The organism is Nocardia sp. 348MFTsu5.1 (assembly GCF_000383535.1).
Classification (GTDB): Bacteria; Actinomycetota; Actinomycetes; order Mycobacteriales; family Mycobacteriaceae; genus Williamsia; species Williamsia faeni.
Map to the genome: position 1 here is coordinate 101,320 of NZ_KB911515.1, position 25,017 is coordinate 126,336.

General features: G+C 63.5%; 23 protein-coding genes. 10 read left to right on the forward strand and 13 right to left on the reverse strand.

The genetic code is table 11. The features are described 5' to 3' along the window. Positions 1-28 precede the first annotated feature (28 nt). Positions 29-2,032, forward strand: a complete 2,004-nt coding sequence (locus H290_RS0114785; RefSeq protein WP_020107591.1) for an SDR family oxidoreductase — start codon at positions 29-31, stop codon at positions 2,030-2,032. Between the two features lie 62 nt (positions 2,033-2,094). Here the strand turns inward: H290_RS0114785 and H290_RS0114790 are convergent, their stop codons facing one another. Beyond that, positions 2,095-2,994: a tyrosine-protein phosphatase gene (locus H290_RS0114790; protein WP_028463212.1), complete on the reverse strand. Its 900-nt coding sequence runs from the start codon at positions 2,992-2,994 to the stop codon at positions 2,095-2,097. A gap of 279 nt (positions 2,995-3,273) precedes the next feature. Between H290_RS0114790 and H290_RS0114795 the strand changes: the two genes are divergently transcribed. Beyond that, positions 3,274-3,705 (forward strand): Zn-ribbon domain-containing OB-fold protein, encoded by a 432-nt coding sequence (locus H290_RS0114795; protein ID WP_028463213.1) that lies wholly within the window; start codon positions 3,274-3,276, stop codon positions 3,703-3,705. Between the two features lie 15 nt (positions 3,706-3,720). Further along, entirely contained in the window at positions 3,721-4,866 is a 1,146-nt protein-coding gene (locus H290_RS0114800) for a thiolase family protein (RefSeq protein ID WP_020107594.1), read from the forward strand. 86 nt (positions 4,867-4,952) lie between these two features. Here H290_RS0114800 and H290_RS0114805 read toward each other — a convergent pair whose 3' ends face one another. Next, positions 4,953-5,651, reverse strand: coding sequence for a glyoxalase/bleomycin resistance/dioxygenase family protein (locus tag H290_RS0114805; protein ID WP_051122055.1), 699 nt, complete (start codon positions 5,649-5,651; stop codon positions 4,953-4,955). Positions 5,652-5,719: 68 nt separating this feature from the next. On the opposite strand from H290_RS0114805, the gene H290_RS0114810 reads away from it, so the two are divergent. Beyond that, positions 5,720-6,535 (forward strand): HugZ family protein, encoded by an 816-nt coding sequence (locus tag H290_RS0114810; protein ID WP_020107596.1) that lies wholly within the window; start codon positions 5,720-5,722, stop codon positions 6,533-6,535. Here H290_RS0114810 and H290_RS0114815 read toward each other — a convergent pair. After that, entirely contained in the window at positions 6,495-7,544 is a 1,050-nt protein-coding gene (locus H290_RS0114815) for an AraC family transcriptional regulator (RefSeq protein WP_020107597.1), read from the reverse strand. The genes H290_RS0114810 and H290_RS0114815 overlap by 41 nt on opposite strands. A 60-nt stretch (positions 7,545-7,604) precedes the next feature. On the opposite strand from H290_RS0114815, the gene H290_RS0114820 reads away from it, so the two are divergent. Beyond that, positions 7,605-9,146, forward strand: a complete 1,542-nt coding sequence (locus H290_RS0114820) for an NAD(P)/FAD-dependent oxidoreductase (protein ID WP_020107598.1) — start codon at positions 7,605-7,607, stop codon at positions 9,144-9,146. 36 nt (positions 9,147-9,182) lie between these two features. On the opposite strand, the gene H290_RS0114825 is transcribed toward H290_RS0114820, so the two are convergent. Beyond that, positions 9,183-9,614 (reverse strand): DUF309 domain-containing protein, encoded by a 432-nt coding sequence (locus H290_RS0114825; protein ID WP_028463215.1) that lies wholly within the window; start codon positions 9,612-9,614, stop codon positions 9,183-9,185. A gap of 168 nt (positions 9,615-9,782) precedes the next feature. Here H290_RS0114825 and H290_RS0114830 point away from each other — a divergent pair, with 168 nt between their 5' ends. Then, positions 9,783-11,180, forward strand: a complete 1,398-nt coding sequence (locus tag H290_RS0114830) for a hypothetical protein (RefSeq protein ID WP_020107600.1) — start codon at positions 9,783-9,785, stop codon at positions 11,178-11,180. Positions 11,181-11,223: 43 nt separating this feature from the next. Beyond that, positions 11,224-11,613: a DUF732 domain-containing protein gene (locus tag H290_RS0114835; protein ID WP_020107601.1), complete on the forward strand. Its 390-nt coding sequence runs from the start codon at positions 11,224-11,226 to the stop codon at positions 11,611-11,613. A 69-nt stretch (positions 11,614-11,682) separates the two neighbouring features. Here the strand turns inward: H290_RS0114835 and H290_RS0114840 are convergent, their stop codons facing one another. The 4 genes from H290_RS0114840 to H290_RS0114855 all read right to left on the reverse strand — a co-directional run bounded on the left by H290_RS0114840 (position 11,683) and on the right by H290_RS0114855 (position 15,337). Then, positions 11,683-12,531 carry a hypothetical protein gene (locus H290_RS0114840; protein WP_020107602.1) on the reverse strand — a complete coding sequence of 283 codons (849 nt, stop codon included), beginning with the start codon at positions 12,529-12,531 and terminating at the stop codon, positions 11,683-11,685. 21 nt (positions 12,532-12,552) lie between these two features. Beyond that, on the reverse strand, positions 12,553-13,032 hold the full coding sequence (locus H290_RS0114845) for a nitroreductase family deazaflavin-dependent oxidoreductase (RefSeq protein WP_036519144.1): 480 nt from the start codon (positions 13,030-13,032) through the stop codon (positions 12,553-12,555). Between the two features lie 74 nt (positions 13,033-13,106). Next, entirely contained in the window at positions 13,107-14,222 is a 1,116-nt protein-coding gene (locus tag H290_RS0114850) for a hypothetical protein (protein ID WP_020107604.1), read from the reverse strand. Next, positions 14,219-15,337 carry a phosphotransferase family protein gene (locus H290_RS0114855; RefSeq protein WP_036519080.1) on the reverse strand — a complete coding sequence of 373 codons (1,119 nt, stop codon included), beginning with the start codon at positions 15,335-15,337 and terminating at the stop codon, positions 14,219-14,221. The genes H290_RS0114850 and H290_RS0114855 overlap by 4 nt, the downstream gene beginning before the upstream one ends. A 183-nt stretch (positions 15,338-15,520) precedes the next feature. Here H290_RS0114855 and H290_RS0114860 point away from each other — a divergent pair, with 183 nt between their 5' ends. The 3 genes from H290_RS0114860 to H290_RS0114870 all read left to right on the forward strand — a co-directional run bounded on the left by H290_RS0114860 (position 15,521) and on the right by H290_RS0114870 (position 17,578). Then, positions 15,521-16,546: an LLM class flavin-dependent oxidoreductase gene (locus H290_RS0114860; RefSeq protein WP_020107606.1), complete on the forward strand. Its 1,026-nt coding sequence runs from the start codon at positions 15,521-15,523 to the stop codon at positions 16,544-16,546. A 114-nt stretch (positions 16,547-16,660) separates the two neighbouring features. Then, on the forward strand, positions 16,661-17,062 hold the full coding sequence (locus tag H290_RS0114865; protein WP_020107607.1) for a nuclear transport factor 2 family protein: 402 nt from the start codon (positions 16,661-16,663) through the stop codon (positions 17,060-17,062). A gap of 81 nt (positions 17,063-17,143) precedes the next feature. Further along, positions 17,144-17,578 carry a VOC family protein gene (locus H290_RS0114870; protein WP_020107608.1) on the forward strand — a complete coding sequence of 145 codons (435 nt, stop codon included), beginning with the start codon at positions 17,144-17,146 and terminating at the stop codon, positions 17,576-17,578. Between the two features lie 19 nt (positions 17,579-17,597). Here the strand turns inward: H290_RS0114870 and H290_RS0114875 are convergent, their stop codons facing one another. The 5 genes from H290_RS0114875 to H290_RS0114895 all read right to left on the reverse strand — a co-directional run bounded on the left by H290_RS0114875 (position 17,598) and on the right by H290_RS0114895 (position 24,986). Then, a complete protein-coding gene (locus H290_RS0114875; protein ID WP_020107609.1) occupies positions 17,598-19,574 on the reverse strand; it encodes an ABC transporter ATP-binding protein in 1,977 nt (658 codons plus the stop codon). Beyond that, positions 19,571-21,304, reverse strand: a complete 1,734-nt coding sequence (locus H290_RS0114880; RefSeq protein ID WP_020107610.1) for an ABC transporter ATP-binding protein — start codon at positions 21,302-21,304, stop codon at positions 19,571-19,573. Before H290_RS0114880 ends, H290_RS0114875 begins: the two co-directional genes overlap by 4 nt. A gap of 179 nt (positions 21,305-21,483) precedes the next feature. Then, the gene (locus H290_RS0114885; protein WP_020107611.1) at positions 21,484-22,398 is read right to left on the reverse strand and encodes an alpha/beta fold hydrolase; all 915 of its coding nucleotides are present in this window, start codon (positions 22,396-22,398) and stop codon (positions 21,484-21,486) included. 321 nt (positions 22,399-22,719) lie between these two features. Then, complete coding sequence (locus tag H290_RS0114890) at positions 22,720-24,327, reverse strand: MFS transporter (RefSeq protein ID WP_020107612.1); 1,608 nt, start codon at positions 24,325-24,327, stop codon at positions 22,720-22,722. Between the two features lie 134 nt (positions 24,328-24,461). Further along, a complete protein-coding gene (locus tag H290_RS0114895) occupies positions 24,462-24,986 on the reverse strand; it encodes a hypothetical protein (protein WP_020107613.1) in 525 nt (174 codons plus the stop codon). Between the last annotated feature and the right edge of the window lie 31 nt (positions 24,987-25,017).

Genomic DNA, 25,017 nt, shown 5'->3' on the forward strand with positions numbered 1-25,017 from the left:
GTGGCGTTTGTGCACCTAGGCTGGCCACGTGGCCTATTTCGTCACCGGCGCAACCGGGTTCATCGGACGGCATCTTGTCGGGCAACTTCTCGACAACCGTGTCGGGACGATCTTTGTCCTGGTACGCAGCGGGTCGCGTACCAAACTCGACAGACAGATCCGGCTCTGGAACACCGACCGTGTGGTGCCGGTGGTCGGTGACCTCCAAGAAGATCAACTGGGTGTCGACGCCGCCTGGATCGATGAGCACCGGGGCACGATCAACCACTTCTTCCACCTCGCCGCGATCTATGACATGACCGCGTCGGCGGAGAGTAACGAAAAGCTCAACGTCGGTGGCACGCGGTCCGCGCTGTCGTTGGCCGGCGCACTCGAAGTCTCCTGCTTCCACCATGTTTCGTCGGTCGCGGCATCGGGCGACCACCGCGGCATCTTCGACGAGACCATGTTCGACGAGGGCCAGGACCTGCCGTCCCCCTACCACCGCACCAAGTTCGAATCCGAACGAATCGTCCGCCAAGAGTCGGCGATTCCCTGGCGCGTCTATCGGCCGGCCATCGTCGTCGGACATTCCGAGACCGGCGAGATGGACAAGATCGACGGACCCTATTACTTCTTCCCGTTGATCAAGCGGATGCGTGAGCTGCTCGCCTCGGCCGTTCCCCTGGTCGCCGTCGACCTCGGAGATACCAATCTCGTGCCGGTCGACTACGTCGCTCGAGCGATGGATCACCTCGCCCACGTCCCCGACCTGGACGGGCAAGCGTTCCACCTGGTCAATCCCGAACCACAGAACACCGTTCGTATGGTCAACAGCTTTGCCGCTGCCGCCAAGGCGCCTCGATTCACGCTGCCGCTCGATCGGTCGGTCACCGACCGAATCCCCACCCGGCTACTGCCCCGCGCACTTCAACCGGCCGAATTGTTGGGAACCGCCCTGCGGAACGGTGCCGTCCAGCTCGCGTTGCGCGAGACCGTCGGAAGACTCGGGATCCCACCAGAGGTGTTGGCCCACGTCTCTTTCCCTGCGGTGTACACCTCCGGCCGCACCGTGAGCGCGCTGGCGGGATCCGGGATCACGGTGCCCGACCTCGACTCGTACGCGGCAACGCTGTGGAACTACTGGGAGCAGTTCCTCGACAATTCGATCGCCTCCGATCGGCGCACCGTTGATGCCCTGGCAGGTAAGACCGTGGTGATCACCGGAGCATCATCGGGTATCGGACTGGTCACCGCAGTGAAGGTCGCGAAGGCAGGTGGCATCCCGATCCTCGTCGCACGCGGGCTCGAGAAATTGGAAGCCACCAAGGACCTCATCGAAAGCCAGGGCGGTTCGGCGCACGCCTATGGTTGCGATCTGTCGGATCTGGACGCGATCGACGCTCTCACCAAACAACTGAGTCTGGATTTCGAGCGGATCGACTTTGTGGTCAACAATGCCGGCCGATCCATCCGCCGGTCCCTGAAGTTGTCGGAAGACCGCTTCCACGACTTCGAACGAACCATGCAACTCAACTATTTCGGTGCCATCCGGCTCGTCATCGGGTTGCTGCCGAAAATGCGTGAACAGGGCCGCGGCCACATCGTGAATGTCTCGTCCATCGGAGTGCAGACCAACCCGCCGCGATTCAGCGCATACGTCGCATCGAAGGCCGCTCTCGATTCCTGGTCCAACGTGGTCTCGTCGGAATTGTTCGGCGACGGAATCTCGTTCACCGGCATCCACATGCCGCTGGTGCGGACCCCGATGATCGCGCCGACCAAGCTTTACGACAGATTTCCCACCATCAGTCCGGGGCAGGCGGCAGACAAGGTCATCTCCGCCCTGGTCGACAGGCCGCACGAGATCAACACCAAAATCGGGAACCTCGGGGCGGTCGCGCACACCGTCACCCCCAAGCTGGCGTTCCGGATCCTGAACCTGGCCTATCAGGTCTTTCCCGATTCGGCTGCCGCCCGAGGGGGCGAATCGGGTCGCAGTGAATCCGAGCAGCTCCTGCTGGCCCGCCTACTCGGCGGCGTTCACTGGTAAACGTTCCGCCCGGACGCCGGGGCAGCCGTTGAGGCCACCCCGGCAACCTGGATGTTCCGCGGTCAGCCGACGAGCTTGACGACCAGCGTGCGGATCGTCTGCGGATCGAGCCCGAGTCCGTTGAGCAGGTAGTTCTGCACCGAACCGTAGCTGGCCTTCAACTGGTCCAGCCCCGCCTGCAGGTAGCTCGCTTCCACGTGGAGAAGCGGCGAATACAGTGCGCGTGCCTCAGGACCGCGTGCCGCCTCGACCCCCGCGAGCTGGCGTTCGATCGACGCTGCCGAATATTGGTTCGTCAGCAAGTAGTCCGACATGATCGTTTGCGGCGAGACGCCGACCAGACTCTGCAGGATGGCGCTGGCCCACCCGGTCCGGTCCTTGCCCGCCGTGCAGTGGATAACCTGGGCGCCCGAAGTCGCCGCGATGTCGTTGAACAGGGCCGTGAAACTCTTTCGCACCTCGGCATCGGTCACGAAGGTTCGATTCATGTTCTCCATGAAAGCGACCGAGTCCGCAGGGGTCTTCAGCTGACTCACCTGACCCGCGATGTCACCTGCGAGAGTCGGCAGCCAGGTACGGGTTACGCCGGCCGGCAGGCGATCTTCTTTGCCGGGGGTGATCTCCCCTGCCGTCCGCAGGTCATAGACCTTTGTGATGCCGAGTGTGCCGAGAGTCGCCAGATCGGAGTCGTTGGCAATCAACGCATTCGAGCGATAGATCACACCCCGGTTCAGGTGCTTGTTACCGATGCCCACATAGCCTGCGTCGAGACCGGCGAGGTCCCGAAAATTGTCGACCGAGCTCAGGACCGGCGTCGGCTTTACTACCGGTGATTCTTGTGATCCCAGGCCGGGGCCGCCCACAGGAGGGGCGGCAACCGCGGCGGCTGAACCGAAGAAGAGTGAGCCCGCGACTCCGAGGGTGATCACGAGTCCGGTGGAGCGGGAAAGATGTCGAGACAACAGAATTTCCTTACTTAGACGGGGGAAGTACTTGGGGGAACGTACACATTCCGCAACTGGAAAAATGACAAATTCCAGAAACATCGAATGCCGCTCTCCGATTGCGTTCCTTGAACGGGGGAAAAGTTAGGGAAGTTCCCTCGATCTGCGACACGCCGTGCCGCGTTGCCTGCGGTTACGGGCCTTTCGTAGACGAGAATGGCATTTCCGGTTATTGTGAATGGTGTGCCACGGGTCCCTCCGGACTCGAGTGGGGCACCAGAACTTGGAGGATGGCTCATGACGACGAAGGCGCTCGCGCCCGACGTTTCCACCTGGCCTGCGGAGAACGCGCAGCTCATCGGCAGCAGGTGTGATGCCTGCAGCGCGACGACGTGGCCACGGCAGGACCGCTGCCCACGCTGCAGCGGGCCTGATATGTCGGAACTTCTACTTCCCCGTCGCGGCACCCTGATCGCCTTCACCACCCAGGGTTTTGTGCCGAAGCTTCCCTACGCCGGTGGCGAGACCGCCGCGACGTTCGAAACCTTTGGTGTCGGCCTGATCCAGCTCGGTGACGATGTTCGCGTCGAGGCGCGCCTCACCGAAGCCGATCCGGAGAAGCTGGCGACCATCAAGGACGTCGAACTGACCTTCATCCCGTTTTACACCGAGGAAGACGGCACCGAGATCATCACCTGGGCGTTTACGCCGGTGTCAGAGAACAGCTGAGCGAGGAGTCCGAACATGAACGACGTTGCGATCATCGGCGTGGGTCTGCACCCATTTGGTCGATTCGGCACCAAGTCAGCAATCGAGATGGCCGCCGACGCCATCCAGCTCGCACTGGCTGACGCCGGCGCGCAGTGGAAAGACATCCAGTTCGGTATCGGCGGCAGCTACGAGGTCGACAACACCGACGCCGTCACCCGCCTGGTCGGTCTGACCGGCATCCCGTTCACCAACGTGTTCAACGCCTGCGCCACCTCGGCCAGCGCGATCGAGCAGACCGCAGACGGCATCCGCTCGGGCAAGTACGACATCGGGATCGCGGTCGGAACCGACAAGCACCCGCGCGGCGCTTTCACCGCCGATCCGGCGATGCTCGGCCTGCCCGCCTGGTACGCCGAGAACGGCCAGTTCGTCACCACGCAGTTCTTCGGCATCAAGGCCAGCCGCTACATCCGTGATCACGGCATCTCTGTCGAGACCCTCGCCAAGGTCGCGGCGAAGAACTACCGCAACGGTGGGCTGAATCCAAAGGCCTTCCGCCGCAAGCCGATCAGCGAAGAAGAGATCTTGGGCGCCCAGATGCTCAACTGGCCGCTGACGCACTACATGTTCTGCGCGCCCGACGAGGGTGCCGCGGCAGTCATCATGTGCCGCGCCGACATCGCCCATCGCTTCACGGGCTCCCCGGTGTTCTTGCGCTCCACCGCAATCCGCACCCGGACCTACGGTGCCTACGAGGTCCACGCCACGTGGGCCGCGATCGACGAAGATGTGTCACCGACCGTCTACGCCTCCAAGGCCGCCTATGAGATGGCGGGCATCGGACCCGAAGACGTCGACGTCATGCAGCTGCAGGACACCGACGCCGGTGCCGAGGTCATCCACATGGCAGAAAACGGCTTCTGTGCCGACGGTGATCAGGAGAAGCTGATCGCCGAGGGCGCCACCGAGATCGGCGGCTCGATGCCGGTCAACACCGATGGCGGCCTGATCGCCAACGGTGAACCGATCGGTGCTTCCGGCATCCGTCAGGTGCACGAGCTCGTGCTGCAGCTCCGCGGACAAGCGGGCGACCGTCAGGTCCCCGGCAACCCTCGCGTCGGCTACGCACAGGTGTACGGCGCACCGGGAACAGCCGCCGCGTCGATCCTGTCGCTGTAACCCACTGCCGCAAACGCTCCGTCTCTACGAAGACGCTCCACATGTATGTGGAGCGTCTTTGTATTTGTGGAGCGTGTGCGGGACGGTCAGTCGATGACAAGCGTCGGTAGGCCCAGCGCATGGTCGCGCACCGAGAAGACGCGAGTACCGGCTTTGCGACCGGTTCGCATCTCACTGACGGGAACATCGGCGGCAACAAGCCGAAGATGGGTGCGGTCGATGTCGGCCGACTTCCACGCAACACCCCACAGAGTTGTCACCGAACCCGGATCACCCTGCCCGACAACCACTTCCACGACCATGGTCGGCGCCCGGAAGAACAGCTGATGGATCCCGTCATGAATCGATTGCTCCAGGCGAAAATCCATGCCGAGTGTTGCACCAAAAAGCGCCACCGCACCATCGCGATCGGCGGAATTGAACACGAGGTGGTCGACGGACGTCAGTTCAGAACCGGGCACCACGGCAGACTCACCGGCCTCGATGACACCGACGGACGGCTCGGCATCGGCCTCGGCGCGTCCCGCGGAGGTCTCTGTGAGCGCCAGGCCGCGCCGACGCAGTAGTCGGGTGGTCGCGGCAAAGTCCTCGGTGCCGAACAATGCCCGATGCGGCGCCTTCTCTGAAGTGCCGCCACGCAATTCGATCGTCGCGTTGTCCACGGTCAGTGGCGCACCGGCATCGACCCCGAGAAGCAATTCGTACGCCCGACGACTCGCATCGACGTCTTCGCTTGCCACAACCAGCACCGGTGACACCGGGGGACGCGTCTGCCCTGAACTCATCGACCATTCCTACCATCCATCGCACAACTCCTGATTCGGCCAGTCGTCGGGCACGTAGGATTCGCACCATGACCCTCGATCATGGCGACCCCGGTGACGCACCCTCTGTTCCAGCACCTCTCACCGAGGTCGTCGACTCGACTCGACCTTCGGCAGCCGAAGAGGCCCAGACGATCGCGGCATCGACGAATGCCGGAACGCTGGCCAGTCTGACCGCCGACGGTGACCCCTGGGCCTCGTTCGTCACCTACGGATTACTCGCCGGTGCACCCGTCCTGTGCGTCTCGAACATGGCCGAGCACGGCCGGAATCTGGCCGGCAACCCGCGCGCCAGTATCGCCATCGTCGCCCCCAACGCGCAGTCCGATCCCCTCGCGAGCGCCCGGATCACCCTCGCCGGACACGTCGAGCGACCGACCGGCGACGAACTCGCCGCGGCACGCGAGGCACACCTGGCCGCGGTTCCGGCCGCGAAGTACTACGTCGACTACAGCGATTTTGCCCTGTGGGTCCTGCGAGTCGAGCGTGTTCGATGGGTGGGCGGCTACGGGCGGATGGATTCGGCGACGGCGGAGGCGTATCTCGCCGCCACCCCCGATCCGGTGACCCCCGGCGCCGGGCGCGCCGTCGAGCACCTCAACAACGACCACGCCGATTCACTCAGAGAGATGGCCCAGGGACTCGGCGGATTCCCCGACACCACCGAGGCCACGTGCACCGGCGCCGATCGCTATGGCCTCGACCTTCGCGTGGTCACACCCCGCGGAATCGCGTACACCCGAGTCGGGTACGCCACGCCGATCATCGCCGCCGCCGATCTGCGGATGGCCACCGTCGAACTCGCTAAGCGGGCGAGGTCGGCGCTGGCAGACCCGCCTGCGTGACACCGGCCTTCCGGACCTCGGTGGGTGTACTCCCCCACCACCGCTGGGCACACCGGGTGAACGTGGCCTGCTCGGTGAGCCCGATCATGGCCGCCAGCTGACCCATGGGCATGTCGGTCGTCGTGAGGTATCGACGCGCCTCTGCGCGACGCACCGAGTCGAGAATCGCCGAGAACGACGTTCCCTCGGCGGCGAGCCGGCGTTGCAACGTGCGCGGATGGGTGGCGAGTAGCCTTGCCACAGAACCGATCTCGGGTGGCGCGGTGCCCAGCACCTGCTGGACTGCAGCCCGGACCCGCGGCGCTGTGGCAGCGCCGGCCTCGGACGCCTGCTCGGCAAGAAACGCCCGCGACAGCATTCGGAGGTTGTTGTCGGCCCCGGCAAGCGGCCGAACCGCAATGCTCTTGGGGACACGGAGCATGGCCGATTGCCGGTTGATCCGCACCGGCACTCCGAAGAATTCCTCGTAGCGATCGAGGGATGCCTCGGGCTGATACGGAAGTTCCACCGTTCGGAGGCCGTAGCTGCCACCGAGGAGTCGTTCGATCGATCGATGGAGAAAACCCAGCCCGAGGTCGGTGCCCTGGATCGCCGAATCCCGGCCGGCGCGGGGACCGTATCGCAACGCCACCACGCCGGACACCTCGTACGGATCGGCCTCCAGCGCCAGGCTCAGCGACTGGGCGTGTACGAACAGGTACCTCGACGTGCATTCGAGGGCGTCGGCCAGCGTCGACGAGTTCGCAATCGCCAGCGCAAGCGGCCCGAGCATCCCGAGATCCTGCCGCGCAGCGAGCCTCAACCCCAGATCCGGACAGGTCAACTGCTGCGCCGCGAGTTCGAGGGTGTGGGCCATCGCAAGATCCGAGACCAACAGATCATCACTGTCGAGCGCAGCGGCCGGTAGCCCCGCGGATCGCGCGATGTCTTCCGCATCGCCGCCGAGCTCGGCAACCAGTGCCCGAAATCCTCGCAGGCCGGCCGATCGGATCACGGACATGTCGTCCATGATCAAATAGTTGTCGCACAGAATCAAGTAGTGAAGCGACGTAGTACGGAGACTGGATACATGTCGATCGCAGTGAATGACGAATCCGCGCGCACCACGCCACAGGCCGATCTCGACGTGGTGATCATGGGTGCAGGGCTGTCCGGAATCGGTGCGGCGTTCCGTCTGCAGACCGAATGCCCGGGACTGTCGTACGCAATCCTCGAAGCCCGGGACGTCATGGGCGGCACCTGGGATCTGTTCCGCTATCCGGGCGTTCGCTCGGATTCCGACATGTTCACACTCGGCTATCAGTTCCGCCCGTGGCGTGGCGAGAAGTCCATCACCGACGGCCCATCGATCCTGCGCTACATCCAGGAGACCGCCGACGAGTTCGGCATCGACGACAAGATCCGCTACCGCACCAAGATCGTTGCCGCGAACTTCTCGACGACCGACGCCCTCTGGACACTGACGGCCCGCGAGACGAACGCCGTGGGGGCCGTCGCCGAGCAGACCCTCCGTTGCCGGTTCCTGTATTCCTGCGCGGGTTACTACAACTACGACAAGGGCTACTCCCCCGACATCGCCGGTCTCGACACGTTCGCCGGAACCGTTGTGCACCCGCAGTTCTGGCCCGAAGACCTCGACTACACCGACAAGCAGGTGGTCATCATCGGCAGCGGGGCGACGGCGGTGACGCTTGTCCCGTCAATGTCCCCGACGGCTGCCCACGTAACCATGCTGCAACGCTCACCCACCTGGATCAGCGCGGTTCCGAGCCGGGACAAGATCGCCGACAAACTTCGGTCGGTCCTGCCGCCGCGCGTGGCGCATCGACTGATCCGCACCAAGAACATCCTCTTCGGCATCGGCTTCTATCAGTTCTGCCAGCGCCGCCCACAGGCTGCGCGTGCATTACTGACCAAGCTGAGCACCAAGATCCTGGGCGATGCGGCCACGGTGGCCGAGCATCTCACCCCGTCGTACGACCCGTGGGATCAGAGACTGTGCGCCATCCCCAATGCCGACCTCTTCAGGGTGATGAAGAAGGGTGACGCCGAGATCGTCACCGACCACATCGATTCGGTTGTCCCCGAAGGCATTGTCCTCGAGTCCGGACGGACGTTGCCCGCCGATGTGATCGTCACCGCCACCGGTCTGGAACTTCTGGCATTCGGTGGTCTCGAGCTGCGGGTCGACGGCAACCCGGTCGAACTGTCGAAACAGTTCGTCTGGCAGGGCGCGATGATCACCGGAGTCCCCAACTTCGCCATCTGCATCGGCTACACGAATGCCTCGTGGACGTTGCGAGCGGACTTGACGTCGCGACTGGTGTGCAAGGTCCTGAAATTCATGGACCGCAACGACTACGCAGCAGTGGTCCCCAAACGCGATCCTTCCCTCAAAGAGAAGCCCTTGCTCGACCTGACGTCGGGTTACATCCAGCGGTCGATCGATTCTTTCCCGCGCCAGGGCGACCGCAGCCCGTGGAAAGTCCGCCAGAATTACCTTCTCGACTCCGCGACCACCCTGCGGGCAGATCTGAGCAAAACGCTGGAGGGCACACCACGATCAGCGGTGGCACGGCCACAACAGGTTCCACTCTCAGCGCAAAAGTAGTCCGGTACAGCACAATCCACTGGACTTGATCCCGGATCAGCGCACACCGAGGATCTCCACACGCGCATCGCTGATCACGTCGTCGAGGTCGAGACCGTACGTCGGTCCCGCTGTTGCCCGATACGCCGACAACTGCAGGATCGCCCGCTCGAGCAGCCTGCGCGCTCCTCGGTGATTGCCGCGCGCCTGATGGGTCAACGCCACACAGACCTGCGCGAGGCCCTGCCACAATGCTCGTTCGGCCTGCGGACACGTCTTCCACCGGACCTCGTACACCTCGTGTGCCGAGAACGGCCGGCCCTGTTCGAGTAGTGCGGTGGCCGCGGCGATGGTTTCGGCCGGCGGCAGGGGCTCTTCAGAGACCGGCTCGACACCCACGGACCCATAGGGCAGCGGTCGGCCGAGTTCATCTCGTGGTCGCGACTGCCGCGCACGCCCGTCTGGGTCCCGGTCACGGTGATCGTTCATGTGGTCTTCACCTCGCCCACCATCTTCCTCACCTTCTCGGGGTGAACTTCCATCGTGTCGTACACCGGCGTGCGATCAACGGTTTACGGTGATGGTCGGCCGCGTTGATGAACGACCACTCATCCGCGTGTTCCGTCTCGCAGCCACCGACGATATGAGGACCAAACCATGGAGCCATCCCCTGTCGGAAAACCTCTCGACGATTCGGAGCGCGCAGAACTTCTCTGGCTGCGCAGCCAAGTCGCCGACACGCCACCGGGACAGTCCGGCGGCACCACCGCCAGAGGAGAGCACCGAGTCCTGCGCTGGACCGCCACCACAGTGCTTTTGGTGCTTGTTGCAATGCTCACGTACTCGGCAGTACTGGCCCGATTTGCCCGCGCGGAAGTGCTCGACACCGACCACTACGTCGAAACGGTGACGCCGCTGGCCGAGAGCAAGGTGCTGCACGACGAGCTGGCCGCGCAGATCACCGACGAGATCATGAAACAGGCCGACATCGAAAAGGTGACCGGCGACGCGCTGACCGCGCTGACCGAGAACGCTCCCAACGTTCCGCCGGCTGTGACGGGCCTGGCACCGGTCCTCGCCGGTCAGGCGCGGTCGTTCATCGATGCGACCGTGCAGCGGTTGCTGGCCTCTGATCAGTTCAAGACGCTGTGGGTCGAGGCCAACCGGCGTGCCCACGAGAATCTGGTCGCTGTCCTGACCGGTGATCACGCCAAGGCACTCAAGATCGACAACGACGGCACCGTCAGCATCGAACTGAAACCGATCATCGACAACGTCCGCGGAGCCCTGACCGATCGCGGCTTCACCTTCGCCAAGAACATCCCGGAAATCAACAAGTCGTTTGTGATCTTCCGGTCACCCGACCTGGTCAAGGCGCAGCGCGCGGTGTCCGCATTGGACAAGGCCGCCACGGTGTTGCCGTTCCTGGTCTTGCTTGTCGGTGCCGCCGCAATCTGGGCCGCGCCCCGAGGAGCCCGTCGACGAGCGTTCTCGTTGTTCGGCGTCAGTGTCGCCATCGCGATGGCGCTGCTCGCCATTTCGATCAGCATCGGCCGATCGATTTATCTCGACGCGGTGCCCGCTGATGTCATGTCGAATGATGCGGCAGCCGTACTGATCGACACCCTCGTCGTGCCGTTGCGCACAGCCCTCCGCGCAGTCGCGGTCCTGGGCATAGTGATCGCACTGGTCGGGTACCTCACCGGCTCGTCCGCGTCGGCTGCGGCCATCCGCCGCGGATTCAGCAAGGGAATGAACTCGGCGCGGGGCAACGCGAGCGGTCGCGTCCCCCATCCGGCAGAGATCTACGCGGCTCGGTTCCGGCTGCCGCTGCGTGTCGGAATCATTGCGATCGCGATCATCGTTCTGGTCTTCTGGGATTACCCCTCGGGTCTGGTGGTCATGATGACCGCTCTCATAGCGGTACTCGCATTGCTGGCGGTCGAGCTGCTGGCCAGACCGGCCATCGGATACACCCCGGCCGAGCCCGATCCCGACACGTCCGGACAAGTCGCGGCCACCAGTTCGGCCGGTGCGGACGAGCAGGACCGCTGATCGCATATCGTTTCCGGCAGGCACGTCAACGAATGGAGACGGTATGAAAAAGATTGTCGCACTGGTTTCATTTGTCAGCTGTCTGCTGTTCGCGGCGGCGTGCAGCAGCGAGGACATCGACAAGGCCACCAGCGCGGTGCGCTCCAGCGCCGAAAGAGCGCTGGACAACGCCTCCACCGCGGCCGGCAGCATCCAGGACAACACCTATGTCGAGACACTGGAAACCCAGGACGCGACATTCGGGACCCGCGAGGAGCAGATCGCCGCGGCACAGAAGGTCTGCGATGAGCTGTCGGGCGGGACGAGCCTGAACGACACGGTTACCTCGACCGCCGACTCGACCGGGCTCAGCGACTCGAAGGCCCGGACGTTGATCAACATCGCGGTCCCGATCTACTGCCCGTCCAATGTCGGCAAACTCGCCGGCAACTGAGTAGCGAACACCAGATCTGGACCGCCCAACGACGCAAACGGGGGCGCAGCCGCGATCACTGCTGCGCCCTCAGTCGGTGGCGAATGCCTCGAGCCGCTTGCGGAGCTTCTCCACACGTGCGCGGACCTGCTCCAACTCCCGGTCCGATGTCGCCACCTGGCCGGTTGCGACCTGCTCGGCGCGACGAGCGAACTGGAGTTCCTGCTCTGCCTGCGTGAGTTGAACCCGCAGATCTTCGACCCGGGCGGACGCGTCGCTCAGATTTGCTGTTGCCCGATTCGCGTCGTCGTGTGCTGAGCGAGCCATCGCTTCGGCCTCCCGCTCTGCTTCCTCGGCGTCGACGAGCTGTGAGCGGGCCTCGATCAGCGCATCCTCCGATATCTCCTCACGGGACGCCCGAGTGGGAGTGCGCTTGTGTTCACTTCCGCCGACCAACGTGAGTCCGGCCGGACCCATCCCGCTGTAGCTGACGGCGGAGAGCAATCGCCCGGCCCGCACCAACTCGCCGATCTCGGGATCGGCCAGTGCCGCGTGCAAGGACTGCCCGACCTCGCGGAGCGCAGTCTCGCTCGGCTGATATCCGTGGTCGGCGGCCAATGCACCGGCCTGTTTGGCCATCGCCCGAACGACCTGTTGACGCTGGGTGGTCAGGGCGCGTAGATCGTCACCGGCCAGATGCCGTTGAGCATCTCGCATCGCCTCGCCGAGTTCGAGGAGATTGCTGATGTCCTCGGCGCGTTCGCGCGCCAGAATGTTGACCATCCACGCGACGGTGGTCGGGCGTCGCAGTGCCGCGATCTTGTTGGCGAGTGCGCGATCTCCGTCGGCTCGGGCCTCTTTGGCCCGCGCTGTGCGGATCTCCACAAAATCTGCCGGCTCCAGGCCGTACAGTTCGTCGGTCACCTCATTGATGTCCACTGCGATCGCCCCTGCCGATGACTACGAGTCGGCGGTCACCTTACTCAGGAAGAAGACGGGGATCAATCTATCGGTCCGCTCCTCATAGATCGCGAAGTTCGGCCAGATGTCGAGCATGATCTTCCAGACCTCATCACGCTCGGTTCCGGTGATCTCAATCCAGTTGACCTTCAACGTCTTCCCACGGTGCACGATCTGCGCGGTCTCGCAGGCCCTGAGGTTCAGCACCCAGGTGGGCAGCTTCGGATTGCCGAAGTACGAGCCGGCAATCAGCCACCCGTCATCCTTCAGCGCACAGAGCAACGGTGTCGACCGGATGTTTCCGGTCTTCCGTCCGGGTACCCGCAGGACGATGTTCGGCAGGCCCGCGATGTCGAGCACACTCACGCGCCCCTTGGTGAGGCGCTGGAGTTGTACGTCCGACTTCTCTATCAGCGGAAGCATTTTCGGCATCCACGAGACCGCGCCAATTTTTACCGCCAGCGGCGTCAGAATCCCCACCGGCACAGGCTACCCACTGCAGCGCTTTTCCACGCATCAACGTCGGTTCACCGCTCGCTGGGGCAGCATGCAGATCAGGGGGCCAGCGTCAGCCAATCGGTGAACCCCGACGGGTCGTGACGCCCCAGCGCACCGTGTTCGAACAGCCCGAACCCCTCGACACCGTCGGCTCCGGGACCGGTGCAGACAGCTCGTCCGACGTGGTCGATCACACCGAACATGATCCGGCCGGCAACCGCGTCGTCGGTGATGTCGTAGCTGACCCGTTCGACGAACTTCTCCCCATGCCAGGTGCCGTGAATCCAGTCGGGGTCACCGCCGTATCCACCACCGACGTGAATCGGGACCGCGAGTCGCGACTCGACCTCGAGCACCAGTGGACGTCCGTCGGGCGTAGTGCATTCGATCGTGGCGCCGGTCGGGATCCGGGTGCCGGAGGCATAACGGACGGTCACCTTCGGCCAGCCCAGTTGTTCGGTCCGGCCGTCGGCCCAGACCCGCGTGCAGTCGTTGAGGGTGCGGAACCCGGTCGGGTCTTCCTGAATGATCAAGATGATCGCGAAGTCGTCGAAACGCATCGGCACGTAGAGCCACCACATGCCCTCGAATGGCGGATCGGCCGGCCGTCCCGCCGGTTCGGGCTCCCCTATCGGACGGATACCCCACGAACGATCACGGGTGCCCACCCATGTCGACGGGTCGACAGTGATGTCGGTGCCGTCGACCGACAACATGCCGCTCCAGGTACCGACCTGGGCAAATCGCTGTGCCTGCAGGGTGATTCGACTACCGGTTCGCATGACATGCGGTTGCTCCTGCAGGACATCGAACGAGCCCTGCCAGGTCATGTCCATGGCTATACCCTCGGTGGGCTCGAGGATCAGACGCACTGTTCGCAACGGCTCGACCACCTCGATCCGGTACCCGTTGACATGCTGATCGAGCCGGTTGGAATCGATGGCATCGCCGAGATGAACCGCGGTCTGCACATCCCCTCGACGCACTAACACAAATGCGTCCTTGGTGCCCAGATTCGGGTAATAGCCCGCACCGGTGATCACAAATATGTCGCCGGTGCGGTCGTGCGCATTAAAGTAGCTGCGGTCGTAGAAGTTTCGATCGCTCGATTCAACATGTCCGATGGGTAGAGGCGCCTGGTGAATAGGGTATTCGTCAAGCGGTCCGATCACTGCGCATCCCCTTTGCCCGCACCGATGAGTTGTTCGAGGAGTGCCCGATGATGGAACAGTCCATCCACTTCGTCCGGCATCTCGATCTCACCGAAGTGCACCTGCCGAGCCCCCGTACGCATGAACACACACCCCCAGATGACCGCGGCATACGTGTAGAACCAGTCGAGGTCGCCCACCGCCACCCCGGTCAGCTCGGTGTACGTGGAGACGACATCGCTTTCGGTCAGGGTGTCCGGCATCCCCGGAAGGCCCAGCGACGTGGCAATATGCTGAAACACGCGATGCGCAAAGATCATCCAGGCAATGTCGAGTTCACGGGGCCCGAGGGCCGTCATCTCCCAGTCGAGCACGGCCACCGGCCGGAAGTCGCGATATAGCGTGTTCCCCAACCGCGCGTCACCCCACAACAGCACCGGCTCCGCATCGTCCGCATCGGTGGGCCAGTGTTCTTCGAGCCAGTCGAATGCCCGATCCAGCAACGCCGATCGCCCGATCTCGCCGACCGCGTACTCGTACCACGATCGGCACCAGTTGACGTTGCGGCGCAAGGCGGTATCGCCGTCGTTCCCCTCGTCGAGAAATCCGAATGTGGTCACCGCATCCGGGATCGAGTGCAGTTCGGCGATGACGGCCACGGTCGCGTCTTGGACCGCTCGCTGCTCCGAAACGGAGGCATCGTGGAACCAGTTGTCGCCGAACGTGTACGGCATCACATCGGGTGGCACGACGCCGTCGACGTGGTCCATCAGGAAGAACGGTGTGCCGAGCACGTCGCCGCTGGGTTCCATCCAGCGCACCTGCGGTACCGGAATTTCCGTCAGCTCACGCACCAGCCGCATGACCTCGAATTGGTGGTCAAGCCGGTATTGCGGAAAGACGGGTACGTCCTCGTCGGCCGGTGTCACCCGCGCCACGAACCGGCGCGACGTCGTCTCACCGTTGTGTTCCCAGGTGGCGGTGAGCACGATTGTCTCCGAAGACATCCCGTTGCTGTCGATCCCGCTGTCCACGGCTACCGTGGGCGTTGTGCCGCCGGGCAGGACTGTGGACAACCAGGAAGCGAGGCGGGCCGGAAGTGTCGCCGCATCCCTACTCGTACGCTGCAGTCTCATGTCAGCAAGCGGTTGGTCAGCTGCCACCGATACCCCCTCGGAAGCTTGTGCGTCCCACCTGACGTGTGACGCAGATTACGATACGACTGGTGACGTAACTAAAACAGAGACGACCCGTCGAGACAAGCACTTTGCACTTTCCGGCATTGAGACCACAACACCCCAACTCGAAGGACGATAACGGTGCCACTTCCCGGCGAACCACTCCACAAGCTCGGCTTCCTCACCATCGGCCGATTCGATCCCGCGCGTCCGGCCGACGGTCACGAGTCGACCCTTCGGATCATCGAACTGGGCGAAGAGCTGGGATACGACAGCGTGTGGCTGCGGCACCGGCATCTCCAATTCGGGATCTCGTCACCGGTTGCCGTCCTGGCCGCCGCCAGCCAGCGCACCAGCCGTATCGATCTCGGCACCGCAGTCATCCCGCTCGGCCTCGAGAATCCGCTGCGACTGGCAGAGGACCTCGCCACGGTTGATCTCCTTTCCGGTGGACGACTCAATCCCGGTGTCTCCGTGGGCACCCCGATGCGCTACGACGACTTCAAAACGAGTCTCTATCCCGAGACCCACGCGATCGAGAACTTCAGCAAAGATCGGGTACGCCGACTCATGGACAATGTTCGGGGAGTCCCGGTCAGCAGTTTTGAGGGAACCGTTGGTATCGAGGAGTTTTCGCGCATCGTGCAACCGCACTCCCCCGGTTTGATCGACAGAATCTGGTACGGCGGCATGCTGTCGTCGGCGATCTGGGCCGGACAGCAGGGGCTGAATTACCTGACCAGTTCGGTTGTCACCGCCGAAGGATCGGACTCACTGGACTTCGCGACAATTCAGGCGCAGCACATCGCCGCCTACCGGGCCCACCACCCGAATCCCGAAAAGGCCCGTGTGTCACAGGGTCTGGTGGTCATTCCCACCGATTCGGCGACGCCTGAACAGGTTCGGAAGTACCGGGACTATGCCGCCTCCCGTTTCGCGCGGACTCAGTCCCCTCAGGGACCGCGAAAGATGCTCTTCGCCCCTGACATCGTGGGCACCTCGGAAGAGATCGCCGACCAACTGTTCTCGCACGCGGGATTCCAGCGCACCCAGGAAGCAACCTTTGCGTTGCCGTTCTCATTCGACGATCCCGACTACCTGCAGATCCTCACCGACATGGCAACGCACCTCGGACCCAAGCTGGGCTGGACTCCCGCGACTGGATGAACGTCCATCGGTATCGAACGAGCACACCGATGAATTCCCCGGGCCCAGATGGTCAGAACATCGACAAATCAAACCATCTAGGGCGGTCTTGACCGCCGGCCAGGAGTCGAGACCATGTCCGATGACACCGGGGAAATCCGCGACCTCATCAACCGCTGGGCAAAAGCGGTCCGGACCGGCGACCTGGACACAGTTCTCGCCGACCATTCCTCCGACATCGTGATGTTCGATGTCCCGCCGCCACACAACGGCATCCGGGGAATCGACGAGTACCGGCGGTCATGGCCGCAGTTCTTCGAGTGGCAGGCCTCCGGCGGGACGTTCGACATCGTGGACATGGACATCTCCGCCGGCACAGATGTCGCGTTCGCCCACATGTTGTTGCGTTGCGGTACCGCCGAGGATTTTGCCGTGAATCCGGATCGACGACTACGCCTCACCGTCGGGTTGCGCAAAGACAACGGCCACTGGACGGTGACACACGAACACCACTCGTTTGCCATCGACATCGATTAGCACCGCGAGATCGCCTTCTGTTGTCGTGGCCGCGCAGTAAAATGTTGTGCGCGACCGGCGGCGGCAACGAGGGAGCACACGATGAGATCAGTCAATCCGTACCTCAACTTCAACGGCAACACCGAAGAGGTTTTCACCTTCTACCAGTCCGTGTTCGGGGGTGAGTTGCAGCTGGTCCGCTTCAGTGACTTGGACTCCGGCGACATGGGCCTAACCGCAGAACAGCAGAACGGTGTCGCGCATATCGCGCTACCCCTGGGTGACAGTGTGCTCATGGGATCTGATGTCCCCGAGCAGATGGGCACGATCTCCGCGGGCACCAACTTCGCCGTGTCGGTCGAGGTCGACAGCGCCGACGAGGCGCGCCAGGTGTTCGGGGGCCTGTCCGAGAGCGGCGAGGTGACCATGGCACCGGACAAGGTGGAGTGGGCCGAGCTCTTCGGCATGTGCACCGACAAATACGGCATCCAGTGGATGATCGGCTACACGGGCGACGTCGAGTTCGGCCAGCCATAGCCCGCGGCCGGCAGACCGGTCAGCGCTTCGACAACTCCGGTGTCTCGATCTCGCCTGCCTCGTCCTCTTCGGTGTCCATGGGTCCGATGAATTGGCTGTTGTACAGGCGGTAGTAGGCACCGCGGGCGACGATGAGTTCATCGTGTGAGCCCTGTTCGACGATGCGGCCCTGCTCCATCACCAGGATTGTGTCCGCGTCACGAACCGTCGACAACCGGTGGGCGATGACAAAGCTCGTGCGATCGGACCGCAGCGCGGCCATCGCCTTCTGGATCAGGAGTTCGGTGCGGGTGTCGACCGAACTGGTGGCCTCGTCGAGGATGAGCAGGGTCGGTTTCGCCAGGAACGCCCGGGCGATCGTGATGAGCTGCTTCTCGCCGGCACTGACGCCGCCGCCTTCTTCGTCGATGACGGTGTCGTAACCATCGGGCAGAACCCGCACGAAGTGATCGACATGGCTGACGCGGGCCGCCTCCATGATTGCCGCGTCGTCGGCCTCGGGATCACCGTAGGCGATGTTGTCGCGGATGGATCCGCCGAACAGCCACGAATCCTGGAGCACCATGCCGGTCCGCTCCCGCAGATCGTCGCGGGTCATGCGTGAGGTGTCCACACCGTCGAGTTCGATGGTGCCCGAATCGACGTCATAGAAGCGCATGATCAGGTTCACCAGGGTGGTTTTGCCGGCTCCGGTCGGACCGACGATCGCCACCATGTGCCCGGGTTTGGCCACCAGCGAAAGGCTCTCGATCAGTGGCTGATCGGGCACGTAGCGGAACGAGACGTCGTCGAAGGTGATGAGTCCCTTGCTCGTCTCAGGTGTATCCGGCATCGCCGGATCCGGGCTCTGTTCCTCGGCATCGAGGATGTCGAAGATGCGCTCGGCCGACGCCACGCCACTCTGCATCATGTTGACCATCGACCCGAGCTGGGTCAGCGGCTGGGTGAACTGCCGCGAGTACTGGATGAATGCCTGCACATCACCCAGGCTCAACGATCCAGACGCCACGCGCAGCCCGCCCACCACGGCGACCGCCACGTAGTTGAGGTTTCCGAGGAACATGATGGCGGGCATGATGATGCCGGAGATGAACTGTGCTCTCCAGCTGGCGCTGTACAACTTCTCGTTGCGCTCGTCGAATCGGCTCTCGACGTCTTCCTGCCGTCCGAATGCCTTGATCAATTCGTGGCCCGAGAAGGCCTCTTCCACTTGACCGTTGAGGCGGCCGGTGTTGGACCACTGCGCCATGAAATGCGGTTTCGACCTCTTGGCCACCGTCGCAGTGACCAGGACCGCCAAGGGAACGGTGACGATCGCGATGAGTGACAGCAGCGGCGAGATCCAGACCATCATCACCAGGATCGCGATCACCGTCAGAACGGAGTTCAGCACCTGAGCGATCGTCTGTTGCAAGCTCTGCGAGACGTTGTCGAGGTCGTTGGTGACCCGGCTCAGCAGGTCACCGCGTTGATTGCCGTCGAAGTACCGGAGCGGGAGCCGGTGGATCTTCGCTTCCACCTCGGCACGCAACTCACTCACGGTGTGCTGCGTGAGCACGTTGAGGATCCGGCTCATCAGCCAGCTCATGGCCGCGGACACGACGTACAGGACCAGCACCAGGGCCAGGACGCGGGCGACGTCACCGAAGTCGATACCCGTACCCGGGACGACATCCATCGACGACACCATGTCGGCGAACGTGTTCTCCCCTTGTGCCCGAAGGCTTTCCACCGCCTGTTCCTTCGACTCGCCCGCAGGCAGGCGATCGCCGATGACCCCGGCAAAAATGAGGTCGGTGGCATGGCCGAGAAGCAATGGTCCGACGGCTGTCAGGATCACCGACGTGACCGCGAAGAATGCCATCACACCCACCGCCAGCCGCCGTACGACCAGCATGCGCAGCAGCCGCTTGACGGACGGACCGAAGGACCGGGCCTTCTCAACCGGGACGGCACCCATCATCGGTCCGGCGCCGGCGGCACCTGGCCGCGTCATGCCCGACTCTCCACAGACAGCTGCGACTGCGCGATCTCCGCGTAGGTCGGGCAGGTCTCGAGCAATTCGTCGTGGGTGCCGATGCCGACAACGGCACCACAATCAAGGACGACGATCTGGTCGGCGTCGGCGATCGTGGTGATCCGCTGCGCCACGATGAGAACGCATGCCTCGCGGGTTGCCGGACGCAGCGCCGCCCGGAGCCGGGCGTCGGTACTGAGATCGAGCGCCGAGAACGAGTCGTCGAACAGATAGATCTTGGGTTTGCGGATCAGCGCGCGGGCGATCGCCAGGCGCTGCCGCTGACCACCCGACACCGTGGTTCCGCCCTGGGCGACCTTGGTGTCGAGTTGATCGGGCATCTCGCGGACGAAGTCTGCTGCCTGGGCGATGGTCAACGCTTCCCACATCTCTTCTTCGGTGGCATCGGCCTTGCCGTACTGCAGGTTGGTCGCGATGGTCCCGGAGAACAGATACGGCCGCTGCGGGACCAATCCCATCTCGGCGCGCAGGACAGCCGGGTCGAGGTCCCGGATATCGGTCCCTCCGACGATGACGGCACCGTCGGTGACATCGATGAGACGCGGCATGAGCGACAGCAGCGTGGTCTTGCCCGAGCCGGTCGAACCGACGATGGCGGTGGTTGTCCCCGGACGTGCGGTGAAGGTGATGTCACGGAGGACCGGTTCGTCGGCGCCCGGGTATTGGAAACGAGCCGATCGCAATTCGACCAAGCCGGCGTCGGCGCGCATCGGCACGGGCTTCGTCGGCGGAACAACCGACGATTCGGTCTCGAGCACCTCGTAGATGCGTTCGGCACAGACCGCGGCCCGCGGCGCCATCATGGCCAGGAACGACGCCATCATGACGGCCATCAGAATCTGCATGACGTAGGAGATCATCGCGGTCAGGGCACCGATCTCAATGCTGCCGTCCTCGATCAGGTGGCCGCCGAACCAGATGATGAACACGATGGTCACATTGCTGATCAGCAGGACCGCCGGGAACATCAACGCCATCAGTCGGCCGACGTACAGCGAGGCGTCTGTGAGGTCATGATTGGCCCGCGAGAATCGTTGCCGCTCGTGCGGTTCCCGGACAAAGGCGCGGACGACGCGGATGCCGGTGATCTGCTCACGCAGGATCCGGTTGACGGCATCGATGCGGGTTTGCATGGCCCGGTAGCCCGGCACCATCCGGAAGATGATGTACGACATGCTCACGCCGAGGAGCGGCACCGCGACCACCAGCACCCAGGCCAGCGTTCCGCCGACCCCGATGCCCAACACGATCCCACCGACACACATGATCGGCGCGGTCACCAGGATCGAACAGGCCATCACGCCGACCATCTGAACCTGTTGCACGTCGTTGGTCGTCCGCGTGATCAGCGATGGCGCACCGAAGGTTCCGACCTCCCGGGCCGAGAAGCTGTCCACCCGATGCAGGAGGTCGTGTCTGATGTCGCGGCCGGCCCCGAGCGCCGCCCGGGCACCGAAGTACGCCGCAGAAATCGAGGCCAACACCTGCACCAGCGATACCGCCAGCATCCATCCCCCGACGTGGAGGATGTAGGACGTATCGCCCTTGGACACCCCGTTGTCGATGATGTCTGCGTTCAGCGTCGGGAGGAACAGCATCGCGGCAGTCGCCACCAGTTGCAGCAGCACCACACAGATCAGCTGGGGGCGATAGGCACCCATGTATGTGCGCAGTAGGCGAGTCAGCATTGGACAGTCACGTGATTGACGTTAGCAAGCCTGCCGAATCGTTTTCACGTGGATATTTCTCCGTGCCCGTTCTGCCGCTTTTCGACGCGCTACCCGACCCGTCACCGCGCCCAGGGTGGCGAGATCACCTCACCGTCCGATGTCGTGGCCTGCAACCCGGCGGTGGTGGTCACCGCTGGTCACCTCGCTCGACGTTCTTGCCGGTCCCGGGCGGCTCCGCCCGAGTTGGTGACGGCAACTGGTGGTCGGGCCTGCGCCGGTTCAACCCCCAGGAAATCAATGAGGATGTCGACGACCTTTGCCGGGGCCTCGGCATGCGGGTAATGACCGACGCCGGGCAAGACCTCGAGCCGGCTACGGGGGATGGCTTCGTGCGCGGCATACCCATGTGCAACCGGGATGATTCTGTCGTCTTCACCCCAGATCAGCAGCGTGGGCATCTCAGAGTTCAGGTACAGGCGGTTCATCGCACTGACGGCCTGACCGCGATGGTCGACCACCGAGCGCAGGGTCCGTAAGAACGCCTGCCTTGCTTCGCGGTCATTGAGCGACGAATAGGACCGCCACGTCTCGTCGGCCCGCGGCGCCTGGATGCCGGCAGAGGCCAGCCACGACCGGATCTTGTTTCCGGCGACCAACACCGGTTTCGGCGCGATGATCGGCATCACGAGTTCGGCTCCGGGCGCTGCCAACAGGCGCAGCATCCAGTTGACGTCGGGGCCGAGCCCGCCGCTGCCGATAAGGACCAACCGTTCGCAGTACTCGGGGTGCTGGTAGGTGAATTGCATGGCAACGCCACCACCGAGCGACTGGCCAACGACCGTGACCTTGCCGATGCCGAGTTCGCGCAGCAGATCCCGCAGGGTCGCCGCAAAAGCACCCAGCGAGTAATCACCGCGCGGCTTGCCGGATTCTCCGTGGCCGGGCAGGTCGGGCGCGATCACCCGGTGCGTGCGGGCCAGGCTCGGCAGCACCGCTTTCCACGTCGTCGAACTACCGGCCATCCCGTGAATCAGGAGCAGGACGTCCCCCGACCCCTCATCCACGTACGCAATACGCTCGCCATGCAGGTCGATCTGTTGGAGTTCGATCATGTGCCGCCCCCTATTGTGGTTACCGCTTGTGGTCACCGCGTGACTGCTGATCACCGCCCCACACGGTTCCAGACATTTGTCGACAGCGGCGCGTGTGTGAGCCGAGTTCTCTCCAGTTCCCCGCACCTGACACCGTCACCACCAGTATGAGCGCAATACCCGTCGCCAGCCCGTCGACTTTCCCTCGCGAGCTGGTGTGCCCGATCCAGATCGGCCACAAACGTGACTCTGAACACCGAACGAGCCAGAAATACGAAGACGAGCCGCGTGTACGTGGCTCGTCTTCGTAAAACCGGCTCGTCTGCGGACGAAGGCAACGGATCAGGCGTCGACCAGATCCCGCAGCGATGTGCCGCCTTCGCGCATCGGATCCTCGTCGGCAGAGATGTCGATGGTCGTGCGCAGCGGACGGTTCGGCAGGAACGACACCGCGATCAAGGCGATCACCGATACCGCTGCCGCGACCAGGAAGATCGTGCTGGTGGCGTCACCGTAGGCGGCCCGCACGACATGCTGCACCGGATCGGGCATCGCTGCGAGGTCGAGGCTGCCCCCCGAGCTCTGGCCCGAAATACCCAGCTTCGACAGACCTGAGGTCGACAGGTCGGCGACCCGCGTGGCCAGCACCGAACTGAGTACCGACACTCCGACTGCACCACCAAAGGTCCGGAAGAACGCGACGTTGCTCGAGGCCGCGCCGATGTTGTGAACACTCACGGTGTTCTGGACGACCAGCACCAGGTTCTGCAGCAACATTCCGGTGCCGAGCCCGACGACCAGGGTGAAGGCTCCGACCAGCCACAAATTGGTGGCGTGATCGATGGTTCCCAGCAGGAGGAAACCGATGATGAGCAGGGTTGCTCCGGTGACCATGAACGGCTTCCACTTACCGAATCGACTGATCAGCTGACCCGAACCCACCGATGCGATGAGCATGCCCACGACCAGCGGAATCGACAGCAAACCGGCGGTGGTCGGTGAGAAGCCCCGTGCGGTCTGGAAGTACTGACCCAGGAATGTCGTCGAACCGAAAAGGCCCAGACCCACGGCGACCGACGCGATGATGGCCAGACCAGTGGTCCGCTCCATAACGATCTTGAGCGGAATGATCGGCGACTTCACCTTGGACTCAACCATCGCGGTGGCCGCCAGGAGCAGGACACCAACGGCGACGTACAGCGCGGATTCCTTGGAGACCCACCCGTAGTAGTCAGCCTTGCCTGCGAACGAAACCCAGATCAGCAGGACCGAGATCCCCGCGGTGAGCAGGGTGGCACCCAACCAGTCGATCGAGACGTGTTCCTTGCGATCGGTCGTGATGTGCAGCGTCTTCTGCAGCAGGAACAGCGCGACGATTGCCAACGGCACGCACACGAAGAAGCACCAGCGCCATCCCAGCGGGCTGTCGACGATGACACCACCGAGGATCGGTCCACCGGACATCGACACGGCCATCACCGCACCCATGTATCCCGAGTAGCGGCCCCGTTCACGGGGCGCGACGATGCTGCCGATGATGGCCACCACGAGCGCAGTCAGGCCACCCATGCCGACACCCTGAATCACACGGGCCGCCAAGAGAATCGGCACATTGTGGGACAGCCCGGCCAGGATCGAACCGGCCACGAAGATCACCAGTGCGGACTGGACGAGGGCCTTCTTGTTGAAGATATCTGCGAGCTTGCCCCAGATAGGGGTCGAAGCCGCATTGGCCAACAGGGCCGTCGTGATCACCCACGCGTACGCCGTCTGCGAACCCTCGAGGTCACTGATGATCGTCGGTAGTGCTGTGGCGACGATGGTGGTACTCAGCAGAGCCGTGAAGAGACCCGCGAGCAGTCCGACCATCGTCTTCAGGATCTGCTGGTGTGTCATCGCCAGTGGATCGTGCTTTTCCGTCGCGCCGGCCAACTCGTTGGACACTGCCATCCGTGACTCCCCTGACAATTAGTTGATTGTGCCACACAACCATAAGTTAGTTGCATGCAGTAATCAACTAAGGGACGGACACAAATGTTCCCCAACCCTCGATACCGATGGTTGTGAGGTGGAGCGAACCCGATCTAGACGCGCGGCGTCTGACGCGGATAACCCCGACGTACCGTGCGGTCGAGTATCCCCAGGGTGCCGGCCAACGAATTGGTATGGATGACCGGGAAGATGTCTTTCTCGCGCCATTCCGGATGGATATCGGACCAGTCGTAGAACGAGGTGACCTTCGTCGCGCCATCGGCAGCCGGTTCGAGACGGTATCCGTAGATGTGACCGATCTGCGGTCGGAGACGACCGAGAATCGTCCACGAGACCTCCACATCGGGAATGAAGGTTTCGATGGTGACCGTCACGTCGTACTCCCCCAACGGAAAATCGGCCAGCGCCTCCCGGTCCATGTGGACCACAAATGTGTCGCCGACGGCAGTGACCCGCTCTCCGGTGGCGTCCATCAACATGCCCGACGCATCGATCGCCACATGGCCCTGCGGATCGGTCAGGACGGCAAAGATATCTGCTGCGGACGCGCGGATCACGCGCTCGGATTCGATACGGTCAGATCCGGCGTTGCCGGCTTCCAAGTGTTCAGCGGTCATAGGAAGAGGCTATCCACACAGGTCCACGAAC

Bases quoted from the DNA above. Each gene is read 5' to 3' on its own strand.
- H290_RS0114830 (WP_020107600.1), top strand. From the start codon at position 9,783: ATGGAGCCATCCCCTGTCGGAAAACCTCTCGACGATTCGGAGCGCGCA.
- H290_RS0114820 (WP_020107598.1), top strand. From the start codon at position 7,605: ATGTCGATCGCAGTGAATGACGAATCCGCGCGCACCACGCCACAGGCC.
- H290_RS0114805 (WP_051122055.1), bottom strand. From the start codon at position 5,651: ATGAGTTCAGGGCAGACGCGTCCCCCGGTGTCACCGGTGCTGGTTGTG.
- H290_RS0114835 (WP_020107601.1), top strand. From the start codon at position 11,224: ATGAAAAAGATTGTCGCACTGGTTTCATTTGTCAGCTGTCTGCTGTTC.
- H290_RS0114810 (WP_020107596.1), top strand. From the start codon at position 5,720: ATGACCCTCGATCATGGCGACCCCGGTGACGCACCCTCTGTTCCAGCA.
- H290_RS0114880 (WP_020107610.1), bottom strand. From the start codon at position 21,304: ATGCTGACTCGCCTACTGCGCACATACATGGGTGCCTATCGCCCCCAG.
- H290_RS0114800 (WP_020107594.1), top strand. From the start codon at position 3,721: ATGAACGACGTTGCGATCATCGGCGTGGGTCTGCACCCATTTGGTCGA.
- H290_RS0114825 (WP_028463215.1), bottom strand. From the start codon at position 9,614: ATGAACGATCACCGTGACCGGGACCCAGACGGGCGTGCGCGGCAGTCG.
- H290_RS0114795 (WP_028463213.1), top strand. From the start codon at position 3,274: ATGACGACGAAGGCGCTCGCGCCCGACGTTTCCACCTGGCCTGCGGAG.
- H290_RS0114855 (WP_036519080.1), bottom strand. From the start codon at position 15,337: ATGAGACTGCAGCGTACGAGTAGGGATGCGGCGACACTTCCGGCCCGC.
- H290_RS0114815 (WP_020107597.1), bottom strand. From the start codon at position 7,544: ATGGACGACATGTCCGTGATCCGATCGGCCGGCCTGCGAGGATTTCGG.
- H290_RS0114890 (WP_020107612.1), bottom strand. From the start codon at position 24,327: ATGGCAGTGTCCAACGAGTTGGCCGGCGCGACGGAAAAGCACGATCCA.
- H290_RS0114875 (WP_020107609.1), bottom strand. From the start codon at position 19,574: ATGACGCGGCCAGGTGCCGCCGGCGCCGGACCGATGATGGGTGCCGTC.
- H290_RS0114895 (WP_020107613.1), bottom strand. From the start codon at position 24,986: ATGACCGCTGAACACTTGGAAGCCGGCAACGCCGGATCTGACCGTATC.
- H290_RS0114870 (WP_020107608.1), top strand. From the start codon at position 17,144: ATGAGATCAGTCAATCCGTACCTCAACTTCAACGGCAACACCGAAGAG.
- H290_RS0114885 (WP_020107611.1), bottom strand. From the start codon at position 22,398: ATGATCGAACTCCAACAGATCGACCTGCATGGCGAGCGTATTGCGTAC.
- H290_RS0114865 (WP_020107607.1), top strand. From the start codon at position 16,661: ATGTCCGATGACACCGGGGAAATCCGCGACCTCATCAACCGCTGGGCA.